At 72.8% G+C, this 18,026-nt stretch carries 20 protein-coding genes and 1 pseudogene; 12 read left to right on the plus strand and 9 right to left on the minus strand.

Annotation, left to right across the window (positions count from 1 at the left end; all coding sequences use genetic code 11):
- The first annotated feature begins 376 nt into the window (after positions 1-376).
- The 3 genes from deoC to ACSURM_RS14285 are packed head-to-tail and all read left to right on the plus strand — an operon-like array spanning position 377 to position 3,647.
- Positions 377-1,336, plus strand: a complete 960-nt coding sequence (deoC, locus tag ACSURM_RS14275; RefSeq protein WP_030789653.1) for a deoxyribose-phosphate aldolase — start codon at positions 377-379, stop codon at positions 1,334-1,336.
- A gap of 3 nt (positions 1,337-1,339) precedes the next feature.
- Positions 1,340-2,770: an aldehyde dehydrogenase family protein gene (locus tag ACSURM_RS14280; RefSeq protein WP_436955354.1), complete on the plus strand. Its 1,431-nt coding sequence runs from the start codon at positions 1,340-1,342 to the stop codon at positions 2,768-2,770.
- Complete coding sequence (locus ACSURM_RS14285; RefSeq protein WP_436955355.1) at positions 2,763-3,647, plus strand: aldehyde dehydrogenase family protein; 885 nt, start codon at positions 2,763-2,765, stop codon at positions 3,645-3,647. Before ACSURM_RS14280 ends, ACSURM_RS14285 begins: the two co-directional genes overlap by 8 nt.
- A gap of 89 nt (positions 3,648-3,736) precedes the next feature.
- On the opposite strand, the gene ACSURM_RS14290 is transcribed toward ACSURM_RS14285, so the two are convergent.
- The gene (locus tag ACSURM_RS14290; RefSeq protein ID WP_436955356.1) at positions 3,737-4,141 is read right to left on the minus strand and encodes a hypothetical protein; all 405 of its coding nucleotides are present in this window, start codon (positions 4,139-4,141) and stop codon (positions 3,737-3,739) included.
- Between the two features lie 124 nt (positions 4,142-4,265).
- Here ACSURM_RS14290 and ACSURM_RS14295 point away from each other — a divergent pair, with 124 nt between their 5' ends.
- The gene (locus tag ACSURM_RS14295; protein WP_359052093.1) at positions 4,266-4,901 is read left to right on the plus strand and encodes a uridine kinase family protein; all 636 of its coding nucleotides are present in this window, start codon (positions 4,266-4,268) and stop codon (positions 4,899-4,901) included.
- Positions 4,902-5,093: 192 nt separating this feature from the next.
- Here the strand turns inward: ACSURM_RS14295 and ACSURM_RS14300 are convergent, their stop codons facing one another.
- The gene (locus tag ACSURM_RS14300) at positions 5,094-5,831 is read right to left on the minus strand and encodes a SigE family RNA polymerase sigma factor (RefSeq protein ID WP_436955357.1); all 738 of its coding nucleotides are present in this window, start codon (positions 5,829-5,831) and stop codon (positions 5,094-5,096) included.
- A 249-nt stretch (positions 5,832-6,080) separates the two neighbouring features.
- On the opposite strand from ACSURM_RS14300, the gene afsQ1 reads away from it, so the two are divergent.
- The 5 genes from afsQ1 to ACSURM_RS14325 all read left to right on the plus strand — a co-directional run bounded on the left by afsQ1 (position 6,081) and on the right by ACSURM_RS14325 (position 10,121).
- Positions 6,081-6,758 (plus strand): two-component system response regulator AfsQ1, encoded by a 678-nt coding sequence (gene afsQ1, locus ACSURM_RS14305; RefSeq protein WP_106980762.1) that lies wholly within the window; start codon positions 6,081-6,083, stop codon positions 6,756-6,758.
- Positions 6,755-8,380 carry an ATP-binding protein gene (locus ACSURM_RS14310; protein WP_436955358.1) on the plus strand — a complete coding sequence of 542 codons (1,626 nt, stop codon included), beginning with the start codon at positions 6,755-6,757 and terminating at the stop codon, positions 8,378-8,380. Before afsQ1 ends, ACSURM_RS14310 begins: the two co-directional genes overlap by 4 nt.
- Positions 8,377-8,976, plus strand: a complete 600-nt coding sequence (locus tag ACSURM_RS14315) for a hypothetical protein (RefSeq protein WP_436955359.1) — start codon at positions 8,377-8,379, stop codon at positions 8,974-8,976. Before ACSURM_RS14310 ends, ACSURM_RS14315 begins: the two co-directional genes overlap by 4 nt.
- Positions 8,977-9,245: 269 nt before the next feature.
- Positions 9,246-9,812, plus strand: a complete 567-nt coding sequence (locus ACSURM_RS14320; RefSeq protein WP_436955360.1) for a VanZ family protein — start codon at positions 9,246-9,248, stop codon at positions 9,810-9,812.
- Between the two features lie 108 nt (positions 9,813-9,920).
- Positions 9,921-10,121 (plus strand): PspC domain-containing protein, encoded by a 201-nt coding sequence (locus ACSURM_RS14325; protein ID WP_391342472.1) that lies wholly within the window; start codon positions 9,921-9,923, stop codon positions 10,119-10,121.
- Positions 10,122-10,215: 94 nt separating this feature from the next.
- On the opposite strand, the gene ACSURM_RS14330 is transcribed toward ACSURM_RS14325, so the two are convergent.
- Positions 10,216-10,599, minus strand: a complete 384-nt coding sequence (locus ACSURM_RS14330) for an ATP-binding protein (RefSeq protein WP_436955361.1) — start codon at positions 10,597-10,599, stop codon at positions 10,216-10,218.
- A gap of 160 nt (positions 10,600-10,759) precedes the next feature.
- Positions 10,760-10,903: pseudogene (locus ACSURM_RS14335) on the minus strand (adenosine deaminase); the annotation flags it as partial.
- Positions 10,904-11,001: 98 nt separating this feature from the next.
- On the opposite strand from ACSURM_RS14335, the gene ACSURM_RS14340 reads away from it, so the two are divergent.
- Positions 11,002-11,763 (plus strand): alpha/beta hydrolase, encoded by a 762-nt coding sequence (locus ACSURM_RS14340; RefSeq protein ID WP_436955362.1) that lies wholly within the window; start codon positions 11,002-11,004, stop codon positions 11,761-11,763.
- A 13-nt stretch (positions 11,764-11,776) separates the two neighbouring features.
- Here the strand turns inward: ACSURM_RS14340 and ACSURM_RS14345 are convergent, their stop codons facing one another.
- A complete protein-coding gene (locus ACSURM_RS14345; protein WP_436955363.1) occupies positions 11,777-12,130 on the minus strand; it encodes a hypothetical protein in 354 nt (117 codons plus the stop codon).
- 115 nt (positions 12,131-12,245) lie between these two features.
- Positions 12,246-13,196 (minus strand): LysR substrate-binding domain-containing protein, encoded by a 951-nt coding sequence (locus ACSURM_RS14350; RefSeq protein WP_436955364.1) that lies wholly within the window; start codon positions 13,194-13,196, stop codon positions 12,246-12,248.
- Positions 13,197-13,259: 63 nt separating this feature from the next.
- Between ACSURM_RS14350 and ACSURM_RS14355 the strand changes: the two genes are divergently transcribed.
- Both ACSURM_RS14355 and ACSURM_RS14360 read left to right on the plus strand, forming a co-directional pair.
- The gene (locus tag ACSURM_RS14355; protein ID WP_436955365.1) at positions 13,260-14,582 is read left to right on the plus strand and encodes an MFS transporter; all 1,323 of its coding nucleotides are present in this window, start codon (positions 13,260-13,262) and stop codon (positions 14,580-14,582) included.
- A 139-nt stretch (positions 14,583-14,721) separates the two neighbouring features.
- Positions 14,722-15,735: a sigma-70 family RNA polymerase sigma factor gene (locus ACSURM_RS14360; RefSeq protein ID WP_436955366.1), complete on the plus strand. Its 1,014-nt coding sequence runs from the start codon at positions 14,722-14,724 to the stop codon at positions 15,733-15,735.
- Here the strand turns inward: ACSURM_RS14360 and ACSURM_RS14365 are convergent.
- The 3 genes from ACSURM_RS14365 to ACSURM_RS14375 all read right to left on the minus strand — a co-directional run bounded on the left by ACSURM_RS14365 (position 15,619) and on the right by ACSURM_RS14375 (position 17,994).
- Positions 15,619-15,975, minus strand: coding sequence for an STAS domain-containing protein (locus ACSURM_RS14365; protein ID WP_436955367.1), 357 nt, complete (start codon positions 15,973-15,975; stop codon positions 15,619-15,621). The genes ACSURM_RS14360 and ACSURM_RS14365 overlap by 117 nt on opposite strands.
- Positions 15,976-16,030: 55 nt before the next feature.
- Positions 16,031-16,615 carry a Uma2 family endonuclease gene (locus tag ACSURM_RS14370; protein ID WP_436955368.1) on the minus strand — a complete coding sequence of 195 codons (585 nt, stop codon included), beginning with the start codon at positions 16,613-16,615 and terminating at the stop codon, positions 16,031-16,033.
- Between the two features lie 95 nt (positions 16,616-16,710).
- The gene (locus ACSURM_RS14375; RefSeq protein ID WP_436955369.1) at positions 16,711-17,994 is read right to left on the minus strand and encodes a thymidine phosphorylase; all 1,284 of its coding nucleotides are present in this window, start codon (positions 17,992-17,994) and stop codon (positions 16,711-16,713) included.
- Between the last annotated feature and the right edge of the window lie 32 nt (positions 17,995-18,026).

Below are 18,026 nucleotides of genomic sequence, written 5' to 3' on the forward strand. Positions count from 1 at the left end.
ACCCGGCCCCGCCCGGACACCACCGCCCCCTCCACGGCACACCCCGGCCTCGCCCGGACACCACCGCCCCCTCCACGGCACACCCCGGCCTCGCCCGGACACCACCGCCCCCTCCACGGCACACCCCGGCCTCGCCCGGACACCACCGCCCCCTCCACGGCACGCCCCGGCCTCGCCCGGACGCCCCCGCCCGGCCCGGGATCCTCCGCCCCCGCGCCCCACGCGACTCGTCCGGCGCCCGGTGTCACCCGTGTCGCGAACGCCGCCGTTCCCCGCGCGGCAGCCGCCGCCGTCCCCCTGTGACGGGCCCCGCCCCGTGTGCGCCGTCCCGGGGCTTCCCATCCGCTACGCGCGTAGATATGCTCGTCTGGTGACCATGCCCACTACCGCATCCTCAGCCCACGTTCTCTCGGACGTCGCCGCGTCCGACAGCACGCTGCGCCGCTTCCTGCACGGGCTGCCCGGCGTCGACGCGGTCGGCCTGGAGGCGCGCGCCGCGTCCCTCGGCACCCGCTCCATCAAGACCACCGCGAAGGCGTACGCCATCGACCTCGCCATCTCGATGGTCGATCTGACGACGCTGGAAGGCGCGGACACCCCGGGCAAGGTCCGGGCGCTCGGCGCCAAGGCGGTCCACCCCGATCCCACCGACCGCACGACCCCCACGACGGCCGCGGTCTGCGTCTACCCCGACATGGTGGCCGTCGCCAAGGAGGCCGTCGCCGGCTCCGGCGTGAAGGTCGCCTCGGTGGCCACCGCCTTCCCGGCCGGCCGGGCCGCGCTCGACGTGAAGCTGGCCGACGTGCGCGAGGCCGTCGCCGCCGGCGCCGACGAGATCGACATGGTCATCGACCGGGGCGCCTTCCTGGCCGGCCGGTACCTGAAGGTGTACGACGAGATCGTCGCCGTGAAGGAGGCCTGCGGGACGAGCGCCCGGCTGAAGGTCATCTTCGAGACCGGCGAGCTGTCGACGTACGACAACATCCGCCGCGCCTCCTGGCTCGGCATGCTGGCCGGCGCCGACTTCATCAAGACCTCCACCGGCAAGGTGGCCGTCAACGCCACCCCCGCGAACACCCTGCTCATGCTGGAGGCGGTGCGCGACTTCCGGGCGCAGACCGGCGTCCAGGTCGGTGTGAAGCCGGCCGGCGGCATCCGCACCAGCAAGGACGCGATCAAGTTCCTGGTGCTGGTCAACGAGACCGCGGGCGCGGACTGGCTGGACAACCACTGGTTCCGCTTCGGTGCCTCCTCGCTCCTCAACGACCTGCTGATGCAGCGCCAGAAGCTGGCCACGGGCCGCTACTCCGGCCCCGACTACGTAACGGTGGACTGAAACATGGCATTCGAGTACGCTCCCGCGCCCGAATCGCGCGCGATCGTCGACATCGCCCCGTCGTACGGCCTGTTCATCGATGGGGAGTTCGTCGAAAGCTCGGGTGGGGATCTCAACAAGACGGTCTCTCCGGCCACCGAGGAAGTACTCGCCGAGTACAGCCAGGCCAACGCGGAAGACGTCGACCGGGCGGTCAAGGCGGCCCGCAAGGCGTTCGAGAAGTGGTCGGCGCTGCCCGGCTCCGAGCGCGCCAAGTACCTGTTCCGCATCGCCCGCATCATCCAGGAGCGCAGCCGCGAGCTGGCCGTCCTGGAGACGCTGGACAACGGCAAGCCGATCAAGGAGACCCGCGACGCGGACCTCCCGCTGGTCGCCGCGCACTTCTTCTACTACGCGGGCTGGGCCGACAAGCTCGACCACGCCGGTTTCGGCGCCGCTCCGCGGCCGCTGGGCGTCGCGGGCCAGGTCATCCCCTGGAACTTCCCCCTCCTCATGCTGGCGTGGAAGATCGCCCCGGCACTGGCGACCGGCAACACGGTCGTCCTGAAGCCGGCCGAGACCACCCCGCTGTCGGCCCTGTTCTTCGCGGACATCTGCCGTCAGGCCGGCCTGCCCAAGGGCGTGGTCAACATCGTGACCGGTGACGGCCGGACGGGCGCCGCGCTGGTCGCCCACCCGGACGTGAACAAGGTCGCCTTCACCGGCTCGACGGCGGTGGGCAAGGAGATCGCCCGCACGGTCGCCGGTACGGCGAAGAAGCTGACGCTCGAACTGGGCGGCAAGGGCGCCAACATCGTCTTCGACGACGCGCCGCTGGACCAGGCCGTCGAGGGCATCGTCAACGGCATCTTCTTCAACCAGGGCCAGGTCTGCTGCGCGGGCTCCCGCCTGCTGGTGCAGGAGTCGGTCCAGGAGGAGCTGCTGGACGCCCTCAAGCGCCGGCTGTCCACGCTCCGCCTCGGCGACCCGCTGGACAAGAACACCGACATCGGCGCGATCAACTCCGCCGAGCAGCTGGCCCGGATCACCGCGCTGGCCGAGCGGGGCGAGGCGGAGGGCGCCGAGCGCTGGTCCCCGGCCTGCGAACTGCCCGCCTCCGGCTACTGGTTCGCCCCGACGCTGTTCACGAACGTCACCCAGGCGCACACCATCGCCCGCGAGGAGATCTTCGGCCCGGTGCTGTCGGTCCTCACCTTCCGTACGCCCGACGAGGCCGTCGCCAAGGCCAACAACACCCAGTACGGCCTGTCGGCCGGCATCTGGTCCGAGAAGGGCTCGCGCATCCTGGCCGTCGCGAACAAGCTGCGCGCCGGTGTCGTCTGGTCCAACACGTTCAACAAGTTCGACCCGACCTCGCCGTTCGGCGGTTACAAGGAGTCGGGCTTCGGCCGCGAGGGCGGCCGCCACGGCCTGGAGGCGTACCTCGATGTCTGACCGTTTGAGTGTCTTCAAGACCTACAAGCTGTACGTCGGCGGGAAGTTCCCGCGTTCCGAGAGCGGCCGGGTGTACGAGGTGACGGACTCGAAGGACAACTGGCTGGCCAACGCCCCCCTCTCGTCCCGCAAGGACGCCCGGGACGCGGTGGTCGCCGCGCGCAAGGCGTTCGGCGGCTGGTCCGGCGCGACCGCCTACAACCGCGGTCAGGTCCTCTACCGCGTCGCGGAGATGCTGGAGGGCCGGCGCGAGCAGTTCACGCGCGAGGTGGCCGACGCGGAGGGCCTGTCGAAGTCGAAGGCGGCGGCCGTCGTGGACGCGACGATCGACCGCTGGGTCTGGTACGCGGGCTGGACCGACAAGATCGCCCAGGTGACCGGCGGCGCCAACCCGGTCGCGGGCCCGTACTTCAACCTCTCCTCCCCGGAGCCGACCGGTGTGGTCGCCGTCGTGGCCCCGCAGGAGTCGTCCTTCCTCGGTCTGGTGTCGGTCGTGGCCCCGGTGATCGCCACCGGCAACACGGCGGTCGTGATCGCCTCCGAGAAGTCCCCCCTGCCGGCCCTGTCCCTGGGCGAGGTGCTCGCCACGTCCGACGTCCCGGGCGGTGTCGTCAACGTCCTGTCCGGCCGTACGGCGGAGCTCGCGGCACCCCTGGCCGCGCACCAGGACGTCAACGCGATCGACCTCGCGGGGGCGGACGAGGTGCTGGCGAAGGAGCTGGAGATCGCGGCGGCCGACAACCTCAAGCGGGTGCTGCGTCCACAGCCTGTGGACTACTTCGAGACGCCCGGCATCGACCGGATGACGGCGTTCCTGGAGACGAAGACGGTGTGGCACCCGACGGGGTCGCTGGGTGCCGGAGGGTCTTCCTACTGACGGGCCACGGCGGGGAACCGCGGCCGGTCGCCGGGCGCGGGTTGTCCGTGGCTCGTCGCGTGGTTCCCCGCGCCCCTTCGGGGGCGCTCTCAGTGCCCCAGGGCTCCCAGGAGCTGGCCCAGCACGGGGATGCTCCCCAGCGACCGGGCCTGGGCCAGCGGGCGGGTCAGTGTCTGGGTGCCGACCGGCTGGAAGTCGGCCACCTGGGTGCCGACGCCGTTGTCCAGCGGGTCGACGCCCGTGCCCGCCAGCGGGTTGGGCTTGAGGCCGGTGACCGGGCCGGTGACGTAGCCGACGATGCCCGTCACGGCACGCAGGCCGGCCTCGGGGTCGATATTGCCGGCGTCGACCGGTCGGTAGGTCACTCCGGTGCCGGGGACCGTCGCGGCGGACGCCGTGGCCGCTCCCGCGCCCAGGGCCGCGCCGGCGGCGGCGAGGACGACCAGGGCGCGCTGCGCGGCGGAGTGCTGGGGAGAGGCGTGTCGGTCCTTCATTGATGCCACCTTCTGCTGCACTGGGTAACCGTGTCGGCACGAAGGGTAGTTGAGGCGGGGCCCACGCTCAAAAGCCGACCCGCAGGGTCGGCAGGCGGCCCGGCATGCGTCAAACTGGTGTTCCGTGAGCATTCATCCCCCGTCTCCCGCCCGTGTCGTGCTGCTGTGCGGCCCCTCGGGCTCGGGCAAGTCCCTCGTCGCCGCCCGCTCCGGGCTCCCCGTGCTGCGCCTGGACGACTTCTACAAGGAGGGCGACGACCCGACTCTGCCGCTGGTGGAGGGGAGTTCGGACATCGACTGGGACCACCCGCGGTCCTGGGACGCGGACGTCGCGGTCGAGGCCATCGCCCGGCTGTGCGCCACGGGATCGACGCCGGTGCCGGTGTACGACATCGCGCTGAGCGCCCGTACCGGCGAGGAGACGCTGCGCATCGGCCGTACCCCGCTGTTCATCGCGGAGGGCATCTTCGCCGCGGAGATCGTCGGGCGCTGCCGGGAGCTGGGGGTGCTGGCGGACGCGCTGTGCCTGTCGCGCGGCGCGTTCACCACCTTCCGGCGGCGCTTCCTGCGCGATCTGAAGGAGGGCCGCAAGTCGGTGCCGTTCCTGCTGCGCCGCGGCTGGCGGCTGATGCGCGCGGAGCGGTCGATCGTCGCCCGCCAGGTGTCCCTCGGCGCGCACCGCTGCGACCGGGACGAGGCTCTGGGCCGGCTGGCGGCAGCGGCGGCGGGCCGTCAGGCGCGGCAGCAGACGCCGGCCTGAGCGTCGTACCGGGCACGGAAGAGCCGGGTGGCGGGCATGCGAAACGGGACTGGCCGGTCCCCCCGGTCCGCCAGTCCCGTTCCTGTTTCTCCCCGTGTTCCCCCGTGTTCTCCCGTGGGCCCACCCCCCAGTGGTCCCCCGGTATCCCCCGTGTTCCCCCCCCATCGGGCCACTCCCCAGGTGGCCCTGCCTTCAGGCGACCAGTTCGCCGAAGGCAGTCTCCTCGTCCCGGCCGAAGCTGAGGACCTCGTCGTCGCGCAGGCGGCGCAGCGAGCGCCAGATGCTGGACTTCACCGTGCCGACGCTGATGCCGAGGATGTCGGCGATCTCCGGGTCCGTGCGGCCCTCGTAGTAGCGCAGGACCAGCATGGTGCGCTGGAGTTCGGGCAGCCGGGCCAGCGCCTGCCACAGGACCGCGCGCAGCTCGGTGCCGCGCATCGCGTCCGTCTCGCCGGGCGTCTCCGGCAGTTCCTCGGTCGGGTACTCGTTGAGCTTGCGCCGCCGCCAGGCGCTGATGTGCAGGTTCGTCATGGTGCGGCGCAGGTATCCGCCGACCGCGGCCTTGTCGCTGATCCGGTCCCACGCCCGGTACGTCGAGAACAGCGCGCTCTGCAGCAGGTCCTCGGCCTCGTGGCGGTCGCCGGTCAGGTGGTAGGCGGTGGCGTACAGGGAGGCGCGGCGCTCCTGGACGTAGGCGGTGAACTCCGCCTCCGTCAGCGAACGGCGCTCCCCCGGGACCTCCCGGTACGCGGTTCCCCCGTGCGTTTCCCCCGTGTGCGCGTCGACCACCGACATGTAGGCCGGATGCTGACGCCCGGTGCCGCGAGCGCACCCCCGCATGCCCGCGGCACCGGACTTCTCTGATCCCCGGTGCACGTCGTGCAGACGCGTGACCACTGCGCTGGTGCTGATGCTGTGCAGCGTGTTCATCTCGCGCTCCCCGTCGTGGACTTCCGGTGAATCGGTCTTGCCGGACCGGCTCGGCTCCCCGTCCGGCCCGTGACGAAAAGCCTGCCGGGGCGACTTCATGGCCGTGTCCGCCGACTGTCACAGACCTGTCACAGGGGCGCGGCGGGGCCCCGGCCGGGCCCGTCACCCGTCGCGCACACTGCGTGGCGGTGCGCGAGCGACGGTGCGGGCCGGTCGTACGACACCCCGTCCATGGGCCAGAATGAGGCCGTGCCTTCCCTGTTGCTGATCGAGGACGACGACGCCATCCGTACGGCCCTGGAGCTCTCCCTGACGCGCCAGGGACACCGGGTGGCCACCGCTGCCAGCGGCGAGGACGGTCTGAAGCTGCTGCGCGAGCAGCGGCCGGACCTGATCGTGCTGGACGTGATGCTGCCCGGCATCGACGGGTTCGAGGTCTGCCGCCGCATCCGGCGCACCGACCAGCTCCCGATCATCCTGCTGACCGCGCGCAGCGACGACATCGACGTCGTGGTCGGACTGGAGTCGGGGGCGGACGACTACGTCGTCAAGCCGGTGCAGGGCCGGGTGCTGGACGCCCGGATCCGGGCCGTGCTGCGGCGCGGCGAGCGCGAGTCCAGCGACTCGGCGACCTTCGGCAACCTCGTCATCGACCGTTCGGCGATGACGGTCACGAAGAACGGCGAGGACCTCCAGCTGACCCCGACCGAGCTGCGGCTGCTGCTGGAGCTGAGCCGGCGGCCCGGTCAGGCGCTGTCCCGGCAGCAGTTGCTGCGGCTGGTGTGGGAGCACGACTACCTGGGCGACTCGCGCCTGGTCGACGCGTGCGTGCAGCGGCTGCGCGCCAAGGTCGAGGACGTCCCGTCGTCCCCGACGCTGATCCGTACCGTCCGTGGTGTCGGCTACCGCCTGGACGCCCCTCAGTGACCGGTACGCGTGGGAGGCTGCGCGGCTGGGCCGCGGGGCGTGGCGGAGGTCTGTCGCGGCTGAGGTTCACCAGTCTGCGGCTGCGGCTGGTGGTGGTGTTCGCGCTGGTCGCGCTCACCGCCGCGGTGTCGGCGTCGGGCATCGCCTACTGGCTCAACCGGGAGGCGGTGCTCACCCGCGCCCAGGACGCGGTGCTGCGCGACTTCCGGCAGGAGATGCAGAACCGGGCGGGCGCGCTGCCCGAGCACCCGAGCCAGGACCAACTCCAGCGCGCGGCCGGCCAGATGGCCGCGAGCAGCCAGCGCTTCAGCGTGCTGCTGGTCGCCACGGACGCCGACGGCAAGACGGTGTACGGCAATTCGGGCGGCATCAACGGCTTCGCGCTGGAGGACGTGCCGTCGTCGCTGCGCGCGGCCGTGGCCGAGCGGCAGCGGGTGACCGACCAGAACAAGGAGCCGTACCACCTGTACTGGCAGCGGGTCGTGGACCACGGCACGCCGTTCCTGGTGGCCGGGACGCGCGTCATCGGCGGTGGTCCGACCGGCTACATGGCGAAGTCGCTGGAGCCGGAGGCCAAGGACCTCAACTCGCTGGCCTGGTCGCTGGGCATCGCCACCGGGCTCGCGCTGATCGGCGCCGCGCTGCTCGCGCAGGCCGCCGCCACGACCGTGCTGAAGCCGGTGCACCGGCTCGGGGTGGCCGCGCGGCGGCTCGGCGAGGGCAGGCTGGACACCCGGCTGCGGGTCTCCGGCACCGACGAACTCGCCGATCTGTCGCGGACGTTCAACAACGCGGCCGAGGCGCTGGAGAAACGGGTCGCGGAGATGGCCGCGCGGGACGAGGCGTCCCGCCGGTTCGTCGCCGACATGTCGCACGAGCTGCGCACCCCGCTCACCGCCATCACCGCCGTCACGGAGGTGCTGGAGGAGGAGCTGGAGGCGGAGACCGGCAGCATGGACCCGATGATCGAGCCCGCGGTCCGGCTGGTGGTCAGCGAGACCCGGCGGCTGAACGACCTGGTCGAGAACCTGATGGAGGTCACCCGCTTCGACGCGGGCACCGCCCGGCTGGTCCTGGACGACGTCGACGTCGCCGACCAGATCACCGCCTGCATCGACGCCCGGGCCTGGCTGGACGCGGTCGAGCTGGACGCCGAGCGCGGCATCCACGCCCGGCTGGACCCGCGCCGGCTGGACGTGATCCTCGCCAACCTGATCGGCAACGCGCTCAAGCACGGCGGGTCGCCGGTGCGGGTGTCGGTGCGGGAGGCGGAGGACTCGGTCGAGATCCGGGTCCGCGACCACGGGCCGGGCATCCCTCAGGACGTCCTGCCGCACGTCTTCGACCGCTTCTACAAGGCGAGCGCCTCCCGGCCGCGCTCCGAGGGCAGCGGGCTCGGCCTGTCCATCGCCCTGGAGAACGCCCACATCCACGGCGGCGAGATCACCGCCGCCAACTCCGCGGAGGGCGGCGCGGTGTTCACGCTCCGGCTGCCCCGGGACGCCTCGCTGCTGACCGAGCGGGACGGCGAGGACGGCGAGGGCGGCGGAAACGGCGAGGAAGGCTCGGGCGGCAAGGACGCGAGGGCCGAGCGGGACGGCGCGGGGAAGGAGCGGGCATGACGATACGACGCCTGGTGGCGCTGCCCCTCCTCGCCGTACTGCTCACCGGCTGCGGCATCCGGGCCACGGAGGTGCCGACCGACTTCGGGGCGGCGCCGTCCCGGGTGCCGTGCTCGCTGACCGGGCCGGACCGGTCCACGCAGTCCTCGCGCGGGGTGCCGGTGCAGGTCTTCCTGCTGTGCGGGGCGTCCCTGGTCGCGGTGGACCGCACGGTGCCGGTCCCGGAGGGCACCCCGGACGCCAAGCGCCGGGTGATCGTGGCGCAGGGGCTGCTGGACCAGCTCGCCGCGTCGCCGTCGGCCGCGGAGCGCTCCGCGGGCTATACGACGTACGTCCCGGGTGCGCTCGGTGTGCGCGGGCCCGGCCCCAAGGACCCCGAGGACGCGCTCCGGCTGAGCACGGCGCCCTCGCGCCTGACCTCCTACGCCCTGGCCCAGCTCGTGTGCACGCTGTCCGACTCGGCGGCCACGGAGGGCGACGGCTCGGTCATCCTGGGCGGCCCGGACGCGGGCCCGCCGCGGCGGTACGAGTGCACGGACGAAGTCCGCGACCGCCCGGCCGGCACCCGGCCACCGTCCAGCGAGGTCACGGGGTAGACGGGGCGGCCCGCCCGGTGACCTCTACGGGGGTTCCCCTACGGGTGCTCCCCTACGGGTGTGCGACGGCGGTGGCCACGTCGGCCGGTCGTCGGCGTGCCGTGGGCGTGATGCGCGTGGCGTGCCGAGCGTGATGTGCCGTCGTGTGCCGTGGCGTGGTGTGACGTGACATGCCGTGGCGTGGCGTGGCGTGACGGAACGGCGTCGTGGCGGAGGCGAAACGTTTTCACCCCGGAACCGTTCCGCACCGTGGCCGCGTCTAGGGGGGCGTGCAGCGTCAAGGCTCCATCGGCGGCAACGCCGCGATCCGCATCCGTGTGACGGGGGGTGTCCTCCTCGCCACGCACCTCGCCCTCGTCGCCTGGCTGATGCTGCGCCCCCTGGACGTCCCCTGGGTGACGCCCCCGAATCTGCGCCCGCTGGCCGGCATCCGGGCCGATCTGGCGCTGGGCTGGCCCGGGGCCGCCCGGCCGCTCGGCGAGGGTCTCGGGCTGCTCGCCCCGCTGGGCGTGCTGCTGCCGGCGGCGCACGGCAGGCTCACCGTCTCCCCGCTCGCCTCGCTGCTCAGGACGGCCGCCGCCGGCGCGCTGATCTCCCTGGGCATCGCCCTGTTGCAGACCGGGGTGCCGGGCCGGGTGGTGGACGTCGACTCGCTGCTGCTGAACACGACGGGGGTCGTGCTGGCCCACCTGGCCGTCGTACCGGCGGGCCGCTCCTGGCTGCGTCGGCGGGCGGAGCGGGAACCGGTGGCCGCGGCCGGGCCGGCCGTCAGCGTCACGGAGGAGCTGTCTCAGGGCCGTACCCCGACGATTCCCAGGGTCGGTATCGCCCCTTAGAGTGATGCTTCGTCCTCTTCGTCCGCCTACCGTGGATGGCAGTTGAGGGGCTCGCCCAGGGCCCCGCCACCGGCTCGGGAGCGAGCCGACGACCACGGAGGAGCCGACATGACCGCCCTTTCCCGCCCCACCCAAGGCCGCGTGATCGGCGGAGTCTGCGCCGGACTGGCCCGGCGCTTCGGCACGTCGGCCACGACGATGCGGGTGATCTTCCTGGTGTCCTGCCTGCTGCCGGGCCCGCAGTTCCTGCTGTACATAGCGCTGTGGCTGCTGCTGCCGTCCGAGGACAAGGCCCGCACCGCCTGGTGACGCGCGGCCCCGCCCGGTGAGCGATGGCGGCCCGGGCACACCACGGGGGCGCGTCCGGACCTGCCGGAGCGCCCCGCGTGTCCCGCGACGGGGGTCAGCCGAGCGGAAGCCCGTTGACCGGCGTGCCCTTCGTGGGCAGGCCCTTGACCGGCAGTCCACCGAGCAGGCCGGCGACCGGCTTGGTCGGGCTCTCGGCCACGGCGCGCTCGGCGACGGGCTGCGCGGCGACCAGCCCCTTGCGGGCGACCGGCACCGCGGCGGCGACACCGCGCTTGGCCAGGGGCTTGAGCGTCTTCACCGCACCGCTGTCGGGCAGCGCGTCCACGACCTGCTCGGGCGGCAGCAGCTTCGTGACGGTGTCCAGGGTGTGGGCGGCGTCCGGGGCGGCCGGCGCCGCGTTGGCCGCGCCCGCGCCGACGGCGGCGACGGCGGCGCCCAGGGCGGCGACACCGAGGGTCTTGGCAGCAGACTGCTTCATGGTGCATGCGTCCTTGCGTGCGGAGACGGGGGATCACAAACGATCTGAGCGGTCCACGACCGTAAACACCACACACCATCCACCGCAAACACCGAAATACGGACACCACGGGAAAGCGCGCCCGCGTCCCCCACCGTCCGGCTCGCGGCGGTCGGTCCTGCGAGCGGCCGGAACCGCTGGTAGACGCGGTCCGCCGGAACAGCCATTCGGATTTCGGCTCGGCAGTTCCGGGTTCGGTGACACCGTCGATCACCGCGAGTCTTTCATCGAAAGGGATGAACGCCGATTTCATCGCATTGACGGAAACCGGTGTGGGAAGGCCGACCGGCGCTTTTCCGTCGATACGCAACGGTGACCCGTCGTACGGGTTTCGTCCACCGTCCCTTCTGACACTGTTCTGTCATGGGACAGCAAGCGACGCCGGTGCGAACGGCCGGGCTGGGAAAGGCGGTCGGCCCGGCGCCGACACCGGTGTGCGGAGCGGTGCTGCTGCTCCCCGACGGCCAGGAGGTCTCCACCCGCCGGCCATCGCCCGTGCGGCCCCTCTCCCTGATCCGCTCCCTGGGCCGCGCCCTCGCCCGCTCGGGCCGCGCCGAGGGGCTGGCGGTGCACCGCGTCCGCTACCGCTACCGCGGCTGGAACGGCGGCGAGGCGCACCTGGCGGCGGACGCCGAGTGGGCCACCGAGGAGGTCGTACGCCGCTACGGCGACGTCCCCGTGTGCCTGGTCGGCGTCGACATGGGCGGCCGGGCGGCGCTGCGCTCCGGCGGTCACGAGGCCGTCAACTCCGTGGTGGCGCTGGCGCCTTGGCTGCCCGAGGAGGACGTGGCCGCTCCCGCCGAACCGGTGAAGCAGTTGGCGGGCCGCCGGGTCCTGATCGCCCACGGCACGAACGACGAGCGCACCGACCCGGAGCTGTCCTTCCGCTACGCGGCGCGGGCGAAGAAGGCGAACCGCGAGGTGTGCCGCTTCGAGGTCCACTCCGACGGCCACGCGCTGCACGGCCACCGCTCCGAAGTCCTCGCCCTGACCACCGACTTCGTCCTGGGTGCCCTGTTCGGGCACCCCGTCTCCCGCCCGGTGGAGGACGCCCTGGCCGCTCCCCCGCCGATCGGCCTGCGGATGCCGCTGGCGGCGGGGTTCGGGCGGTCGTTGCGGCGGTAGCGCCGCAGGGGGCTCAGCGGAACTCGTGGACCAGCCGGATCCGGCCGACGATATGGGCGTTGAACCCGTCCAGTTCCTCGGCCGGGACCCACAGTTCGAGAATCGTGCGTCCGCCGGCCTGGCGGACCGGGTACCTGCGCAGGAAGCCGGAGTCGACGTCGAAGCGGGTGACGAAGCCGGCGCCGTCGTGCTTGACGTTCCAGTCGCGCGCGATCTTCACGGCGTACTGCTCGTCGAGCACCGGGTAGAAGATCGGCTGCTCGGGAAGCCGGGGCGGCCAGGCACGCCAGTCCAGCTCGCGCACCAGCTCCAGTTCCCTGGGGCCGGTGGGGCGCCACAGGGTCGTCGTCGCTCGCGGGCTGGTCATGGCAATCGCTCCTCGTCACGGCGACCGGTCGTACGGCCGGCCGGGGCCGACGGTACCGACGGCCGACGCGCGGCGGCCACCGGGTTTCCTCCGGCCCCCGGGAGCGGGAGAGCCCTCAGGGCAGGAGGTTGCCCCTCCTCGACAGCAGGAACTTCTTGAACGCCGCCACCGGCGGGGTGTCCGGGCGGCCGGCCAGCCAGGCCACGCCGATCTCCCGGGCCGCTCGCGGGGCCGTCACCGTCAGTTCGACCACGCCGGGGCGGGGGACCGTCGGCGGGGGCAGCAGCGCCACGCCGAGACCGGCCGCGACCAGGCCCCGCAGGGTCTCGGCCTCCTCGCCCTCGAACGCGACCCTGGGCCGGAAGCCCGCCTGGCGGCACAGGTCGTCCGTGATGCGGCGCAGGCCGTAGCCGGGCTCCAGGGTCACGAAGGTCTCCTCGGCCGCCTCGGCCAGGCGGATGCGGCGGCGGGCGGCCAGCCGGTGCTCCGCGGGGACGACCAGGCGCAGCTTCTGCTCGTCCAGGCGGCGGGCGACCAGGTCGGGGGCGTCGGGGACCGGCGAGGTGAGGCAGAGGTCCAGCTCGCCGGCGCGCAGCCGCTCCAGCATCGCCTCGCCGTAGTTCTGGACCAGGCTGAAGCGGACGCGCGGATGGTCGGCGCGGAAGGCGTGCAGCAGACCGGGTACGGTCTCCGCGCCCATGGTGTGCAGGAAGCCGAAGGCGACCTTGCCGGTGGCCGGGTCGGCGTCCGCGCGGACCTCCTCGGCGGCCCGTTCGACCTCGGCGAGGGCCCGCTCCACGGAGGCGAGGAAGGTGCGCCCGGCGGTGGTCAGGGAGACCGTGCGGCCGTGCCGGGCGAACAGCTCGACGCCCAGGTCCCGTTCCAGGCGGGCCATCGCGCGCGAGAGGGTGGACTGGGGGACGTTCAGCTCCTGCGCGGCCCGGGTGACGTGCTCCGTGCGGGCCACCCCGGCGAAGTAGGCGAGGCGGGGCGCGAGCAACAGCGCCGTGTCTTCTGTGTCACTGAACGGTGACAGCCGAGCCTGTGAGCTTCGCTGATGCGCCATGGGAACGATTATGGCCGTTCCATGCATTGGACGCATGAGCCGTGTCGTCCTTACGGTCGAGGCATGTCTCCCGCCAGTACCGGGGCGTCCACCCGTGTGGACGCCGTACCGTCCGTTCCCGTCCCCGACTCCTCCGGCTCCGACGTCACCGGCTCCGACTCCCGTATGACTCCGGGCGGCCCCGGCTACCGCCGGATGAGCCTCGCCCTCTTCCTCGCCGGGGTCGCGACCTTCGCGCTGCTGTACTCCACCCAGGCGCTGCTGCCGCTGATCTCCGGGGAGTTCGGGGTCGCGGCGAGCGAGGCGAGCTGGACGGTGGCGGCGGCGACCGGCGGGCTGGCCCTGTTCGTGCTGCCGATGAGCGCCCTGTCGGAGCGGTTCGGCCGCCGTACGGTGATGACGGCCTCGCTGGCCGTCGCCGTCGCCGTCGGTCTGCTGGTGCCCTTCGCGCCGTCGATCGGCGCGCTGGTCGTGCTGCGGGGCGTGCAGGGCGCGGCGCTGGCCGGTCTGCCGGCCTCGGCCACGGCCTACCTGGCCGAGGAGGTCCGGCCGAAGGCGCTGGTGACCGCCATCGGGCTGTTCGTGGCGGGCAACAGCGTCGGCGGCATGAGCGGCCGGGTGATCACCGGCTGGGTCGCGCAGGAGTGGGGCTGGCGGGTCTCGGTCGGCGTCATCGGCGCCCTCGCGGTCGCGTGCGCGGTGGCGTTCCGGCTGCTGCTGCCCGCCCCGCGCCACTTCACGCCCGGCTCGCTGCGGCCCCGGGTCCTGCTCGGCACGGTCCGCGGCCACCTCGCGGATCCGCTGCTGCGCCGGCTGTACGCGATCGGCGCGCTGTTCATGACGGTGTTCGGCGGGGTCTACACGGTGATCGGCTACCGGCTGACGGCGGCGCCGTTCGGGCTGCCGCAGGGCATCGTGGGCTCGATCTTCCTGGTGTACCTGGTGGGCACGGTGTCGGCCTCGGCCGCGGGCCGGCTGGTGGGCCGGTTCGGCCGCCGGGGCGCGCTGTACCTGGCGGGCGGTACGACGGCGGCGGGGCTGCTGCTGTCACTGGCCGCGTCACTGCCGCTGGTCCTGCTGGGCCTGGTGCTGATCACGGCGGGCTTCTTCGCCGGGCACGCGGTGGCCTCCTCGGCGGTCGGCAAGACGGCCACGCACGGCCGCGCCCAGGCGTCGGCGCTGTACCAGTCGGCGTACTACATCGGCTCCAGCGTGGGCAGCACGGTCGGCGCGCTGGCCTTCCGCACGGGCGGCTGGGCGGGCACGGTCGGCGTCGGCCTGCTGGCGGTGCTGGGCGTGGTGGCGATCACCGTGCTCGGTTCCGTGGCGGCACGGCGGGCGGTGGCGAACCCCGCGCGGGCTTCGGTACGGGCCACGGCGCACTGAGGCGTCCGCGCCGGGGGCGGCGCCCCCTCGCACCGGGCATTTTCCGACTCCGGCGGTCATTGTCGGTGGGCTGCGGTAGCTTCCGAGGTGCTGGGGCGCGACGGTGCGCCACTTCGACGGCCACAGGGGTGGGTGGACGATGGGCAACGGAACGGCGACGGCGGACCTCGATGTCGCACTGGAGAAGCACCGGACCGAGCTGACCGGGTACTGCTACCGGATGCTCGGCTCCTCCTTCGAGGCCGAGGACGCGGTGCAGGACACCCTGGTCCGGGCCTGGCGCAACTACGAGAAGTTCGAGGGCCGTTCCTCGCTCAGGTCGTGGCTGTACCGGATCGCGACGAACGTGTGCCTGGACATGCTGTCGGCGGGCAACAAGAGGGCCCGGCCGATGGATCTGTCCGAGGCCACCCCGCTCGCGCAGGCGGCGCTCAACCCGCGGCCGGACCACACCTGGCTGGAGCCGATGCCGGACGCGCGGGTGCTGCCGGCCGTGGCGGACCCGGCGGAGGCGGCCGTCGCCAAGGAGTCGGTGCGGCTCGCCTTCATGGCGGCGCTCCAGCAACTGCCGCCCAAGCAGCGGGCGGTGCTGATCCTGCGCGAGGTGCTCGCGTGGCGGGCGAGCGAGGTGGCCGAGCTGCTGGAGACCTCGGTGGCCTCGGTGAACAGCGCGTTGCAGCGGGCCCGGGCCACGCTCGCGGAGCGGTCGGACGCGGGGCCCGAGGGGGCGGTGTCCGATCCGCTGGACGAGGAGCAGCGCAAGCTGCTGGAGCGGTACGTCAAGGCATTCGAGGGCTACGACATGACGGCGCTGACGGCGCTGCTGCACGAGGACGCCATCATGACGATGCCGCCGTTCGACCTGTGGCTGCGCGGCACGGCCGACATCACCGGCTTCATGACCACCATCGGCGCCTCCTGCGCCGGGTCCCGGCTGGTGCCGGTCCAGGCCAACGGCCTGCCGGCGTTCGCGCACTACAAGCCGGACCCGGAGAACGGCGGGTTCGTGCCGTGGGCGGTGCAGGTGCTGGAGCTCTCAGCCGGCCGGATCACCGGTTTCCACTGCTTCCTCGACACCCAGCGGTGGTTCCCGCTCTTCGGCCTGCCCCTCCGTCTGGAAGCGGAGGCCGACCAGGTCCAGCAGGGCGACTAGCGCGGGACCGGCGTCCCGCAGCCGTATCCGCCCGCCGGCCCGGCGGGCGGTCAGCTCCAGCCGGGCGAGCAGCTCGACGGCCGCCAACCCCGGCGGCCCGAGCCCGCCCACGTCACACACGACCACCCCGCCCGCGCCACCCGCGAGCGCTTCCCGCACGGCGCCACACCACCCCGCCACCGCATCGGGACGAACGGGACCGCTCAGCACGAGCACGACGACGGGCGACTTGGCATCCACGTGCGGGTAGACCGCCGGGACGGCCGGAACTCATCGCCGCCCCGGCTGAAGACCGTCAGTCCACGGGGAACTCCCCGGTGTCGATGACGACCCCGAACGGCTCCGGCAGCTTGATCGGGTCGCCGAACTTCACGGCGGACAGCACCCGGTAGACCTCACCCTTCGGCTCGCCGTACAGCGTGGCGGTCGGGCCGCCGGGGGCCCAGCGGTCGACGAGGAGGTAGAGCGGGATGCCCGCGGTGGCGTAGGCGGCCGGCTTGCTGACGCGGTCGTGGCGGGCGTTGGACTTGGAGGTGACCTCGACGACGAGTTCGGCGAGGGCGGCGGGGACATGGGAATCCGCCTCCCGGCAAGCCTGCACCGGCACCACCAACAGGTCCGGGATGAGCATGCCCAGCCGCGAGGGCACGGCGATGGCCACGGTCTGGTAGATCCCCAGATCGTCGGGAATCGTGGGGTAGAGGCGACGCTGAATTAGTTCCGCGATCACGTTGTGACGTGGCGCTGGAGAAGGTGACACGGTGACGATCCCCTCGATGATCTCCACCTTGCTGCCCTCAGGCCATTCCATCTCCTCCCAGAACCGGACGAGGTCGTCCCAGCTCTGCTCGGCGTCGTGGCTGACGGTGAGTGCGCTCATGGCGGTCTCCTATCGGTGCGTCACCGATCCCAGCATGCCGAACGGGACCGGTGCGGGTCCACCGGTCCCGTTCACCCGAATGGGGAAACCGCAGGTCAGGCGATGCGTTCCAGGACCACCGGGGTGGGCTGGAAGGTGGTGTCCGGGGTCGCGATGTCGTAGGCGTCCGTGAGTGCCTGGAGGGCGTACTCGAAGCGTTCCGGGGTGTCGGTGTGGAGGGTGAGGAGGGGCTGGCCCTCGGTCACCCGGTCGCCGGGCTTGGCGTGGAGTTCGACGCCCGCCGCCGCCTGCACCGGGTCCTCCTTGCGGGCGCGGCCGGCGCCCAGGCGCCAGGCGGCGATGCCGATGTCGTAGGCGTCGAGACGGCTCAGGACACCGGCGGCGGGGGCCTTCACCACGTGCTGTTCCTTCGACGTGGGCAGCGAGGCGTCCGGGTCGCCGCCCTGGGCCGCGATCATCCGGCGCCAGACGTCCATCGCCGAGCCGTCGGCCAGCGCCCGCGCCGGGTCGGCGTCCTTCAGCCCGGCGGCGTCCAGCATCTCCCGGGCCAGCGCGAGCGTCAGTTCCACGACGTCCGCCGGGCCGCCGCCCGCCAGGACCTCCACGGACTCGCGGACCTCCAGCGCGTTGCCCGCCGTCAGGCCCAGCGGGGTGGACATGTCCGTGAGCAGCGCGACCGTCTTCACCCCGTGGTCGGTGCCGAGGCCGACCATCGTGGACGCCAGTTCACGGGCGTCCTCGATCGTCTTCATGAAGGCGCCGGAGCCCACCTTGACGTCCAGCACCAGCGAGCCGGTGCCCTCGGCGATCTTCTTGGACATGATCGAGGAGGCGATCAGCGGGATGGCCTCGACCGTGCCGGTCACGTCCCGCAGCGCGTAGAGCTTCTTGTCGGCGGGGGCCAGGCCGTCGCCCGCCGCGCAGATCACCGCGCCGGTGGTGTCGAGGACGTTCAGCATCTCCTCGTTGGAGAGCAGGGCACGCCAGCCGGGGACGGACTCCAGCTTGTCCAGGGTGCCGCCGGTGTGGCCGAGGCCCCGGCCGGAGAGCTGGGGGACGGCCGCACCGCAGGCCGCGACGAGCGGGGCCAGCGGCAGGGTGATCTTGTCGCCGACACCGCCCGTGGAGTGCTTGTCGGCCGTCGGACGGGACAGCGAGGAGAAGTCCATGCGCTCGCCGGAGGCGATCATGGCCGCCGTCCAGCGGGCGATCTCGCGGCGGTTCATGCCGTTCAGCAGGATCGCCATGGCGAGCGCGGACATCTGCTCGTCGGCGACCTCGCCGCGGGTGTACGCGTCGATGACCCAGTCGATCTGCTGGTCGGTCAGCTCGCCGCGGTCCCGCTTGGTACGGATGACGGAGATGGCGTCCATGGCCATGGCTGGGGCTTCCTTCCGGGAGGTGCGAAGTG

Origin of the sequence: Streptomyces sp. SudanB182_2057 (assembly GCF_964272715.1) — a bacterium.
GTDB lineage: Bacteria > Actinomycetota > Actinomycetes > Streptomycetales > Streptomycetaceae > Streptomyces > Streptomyces rubradiris.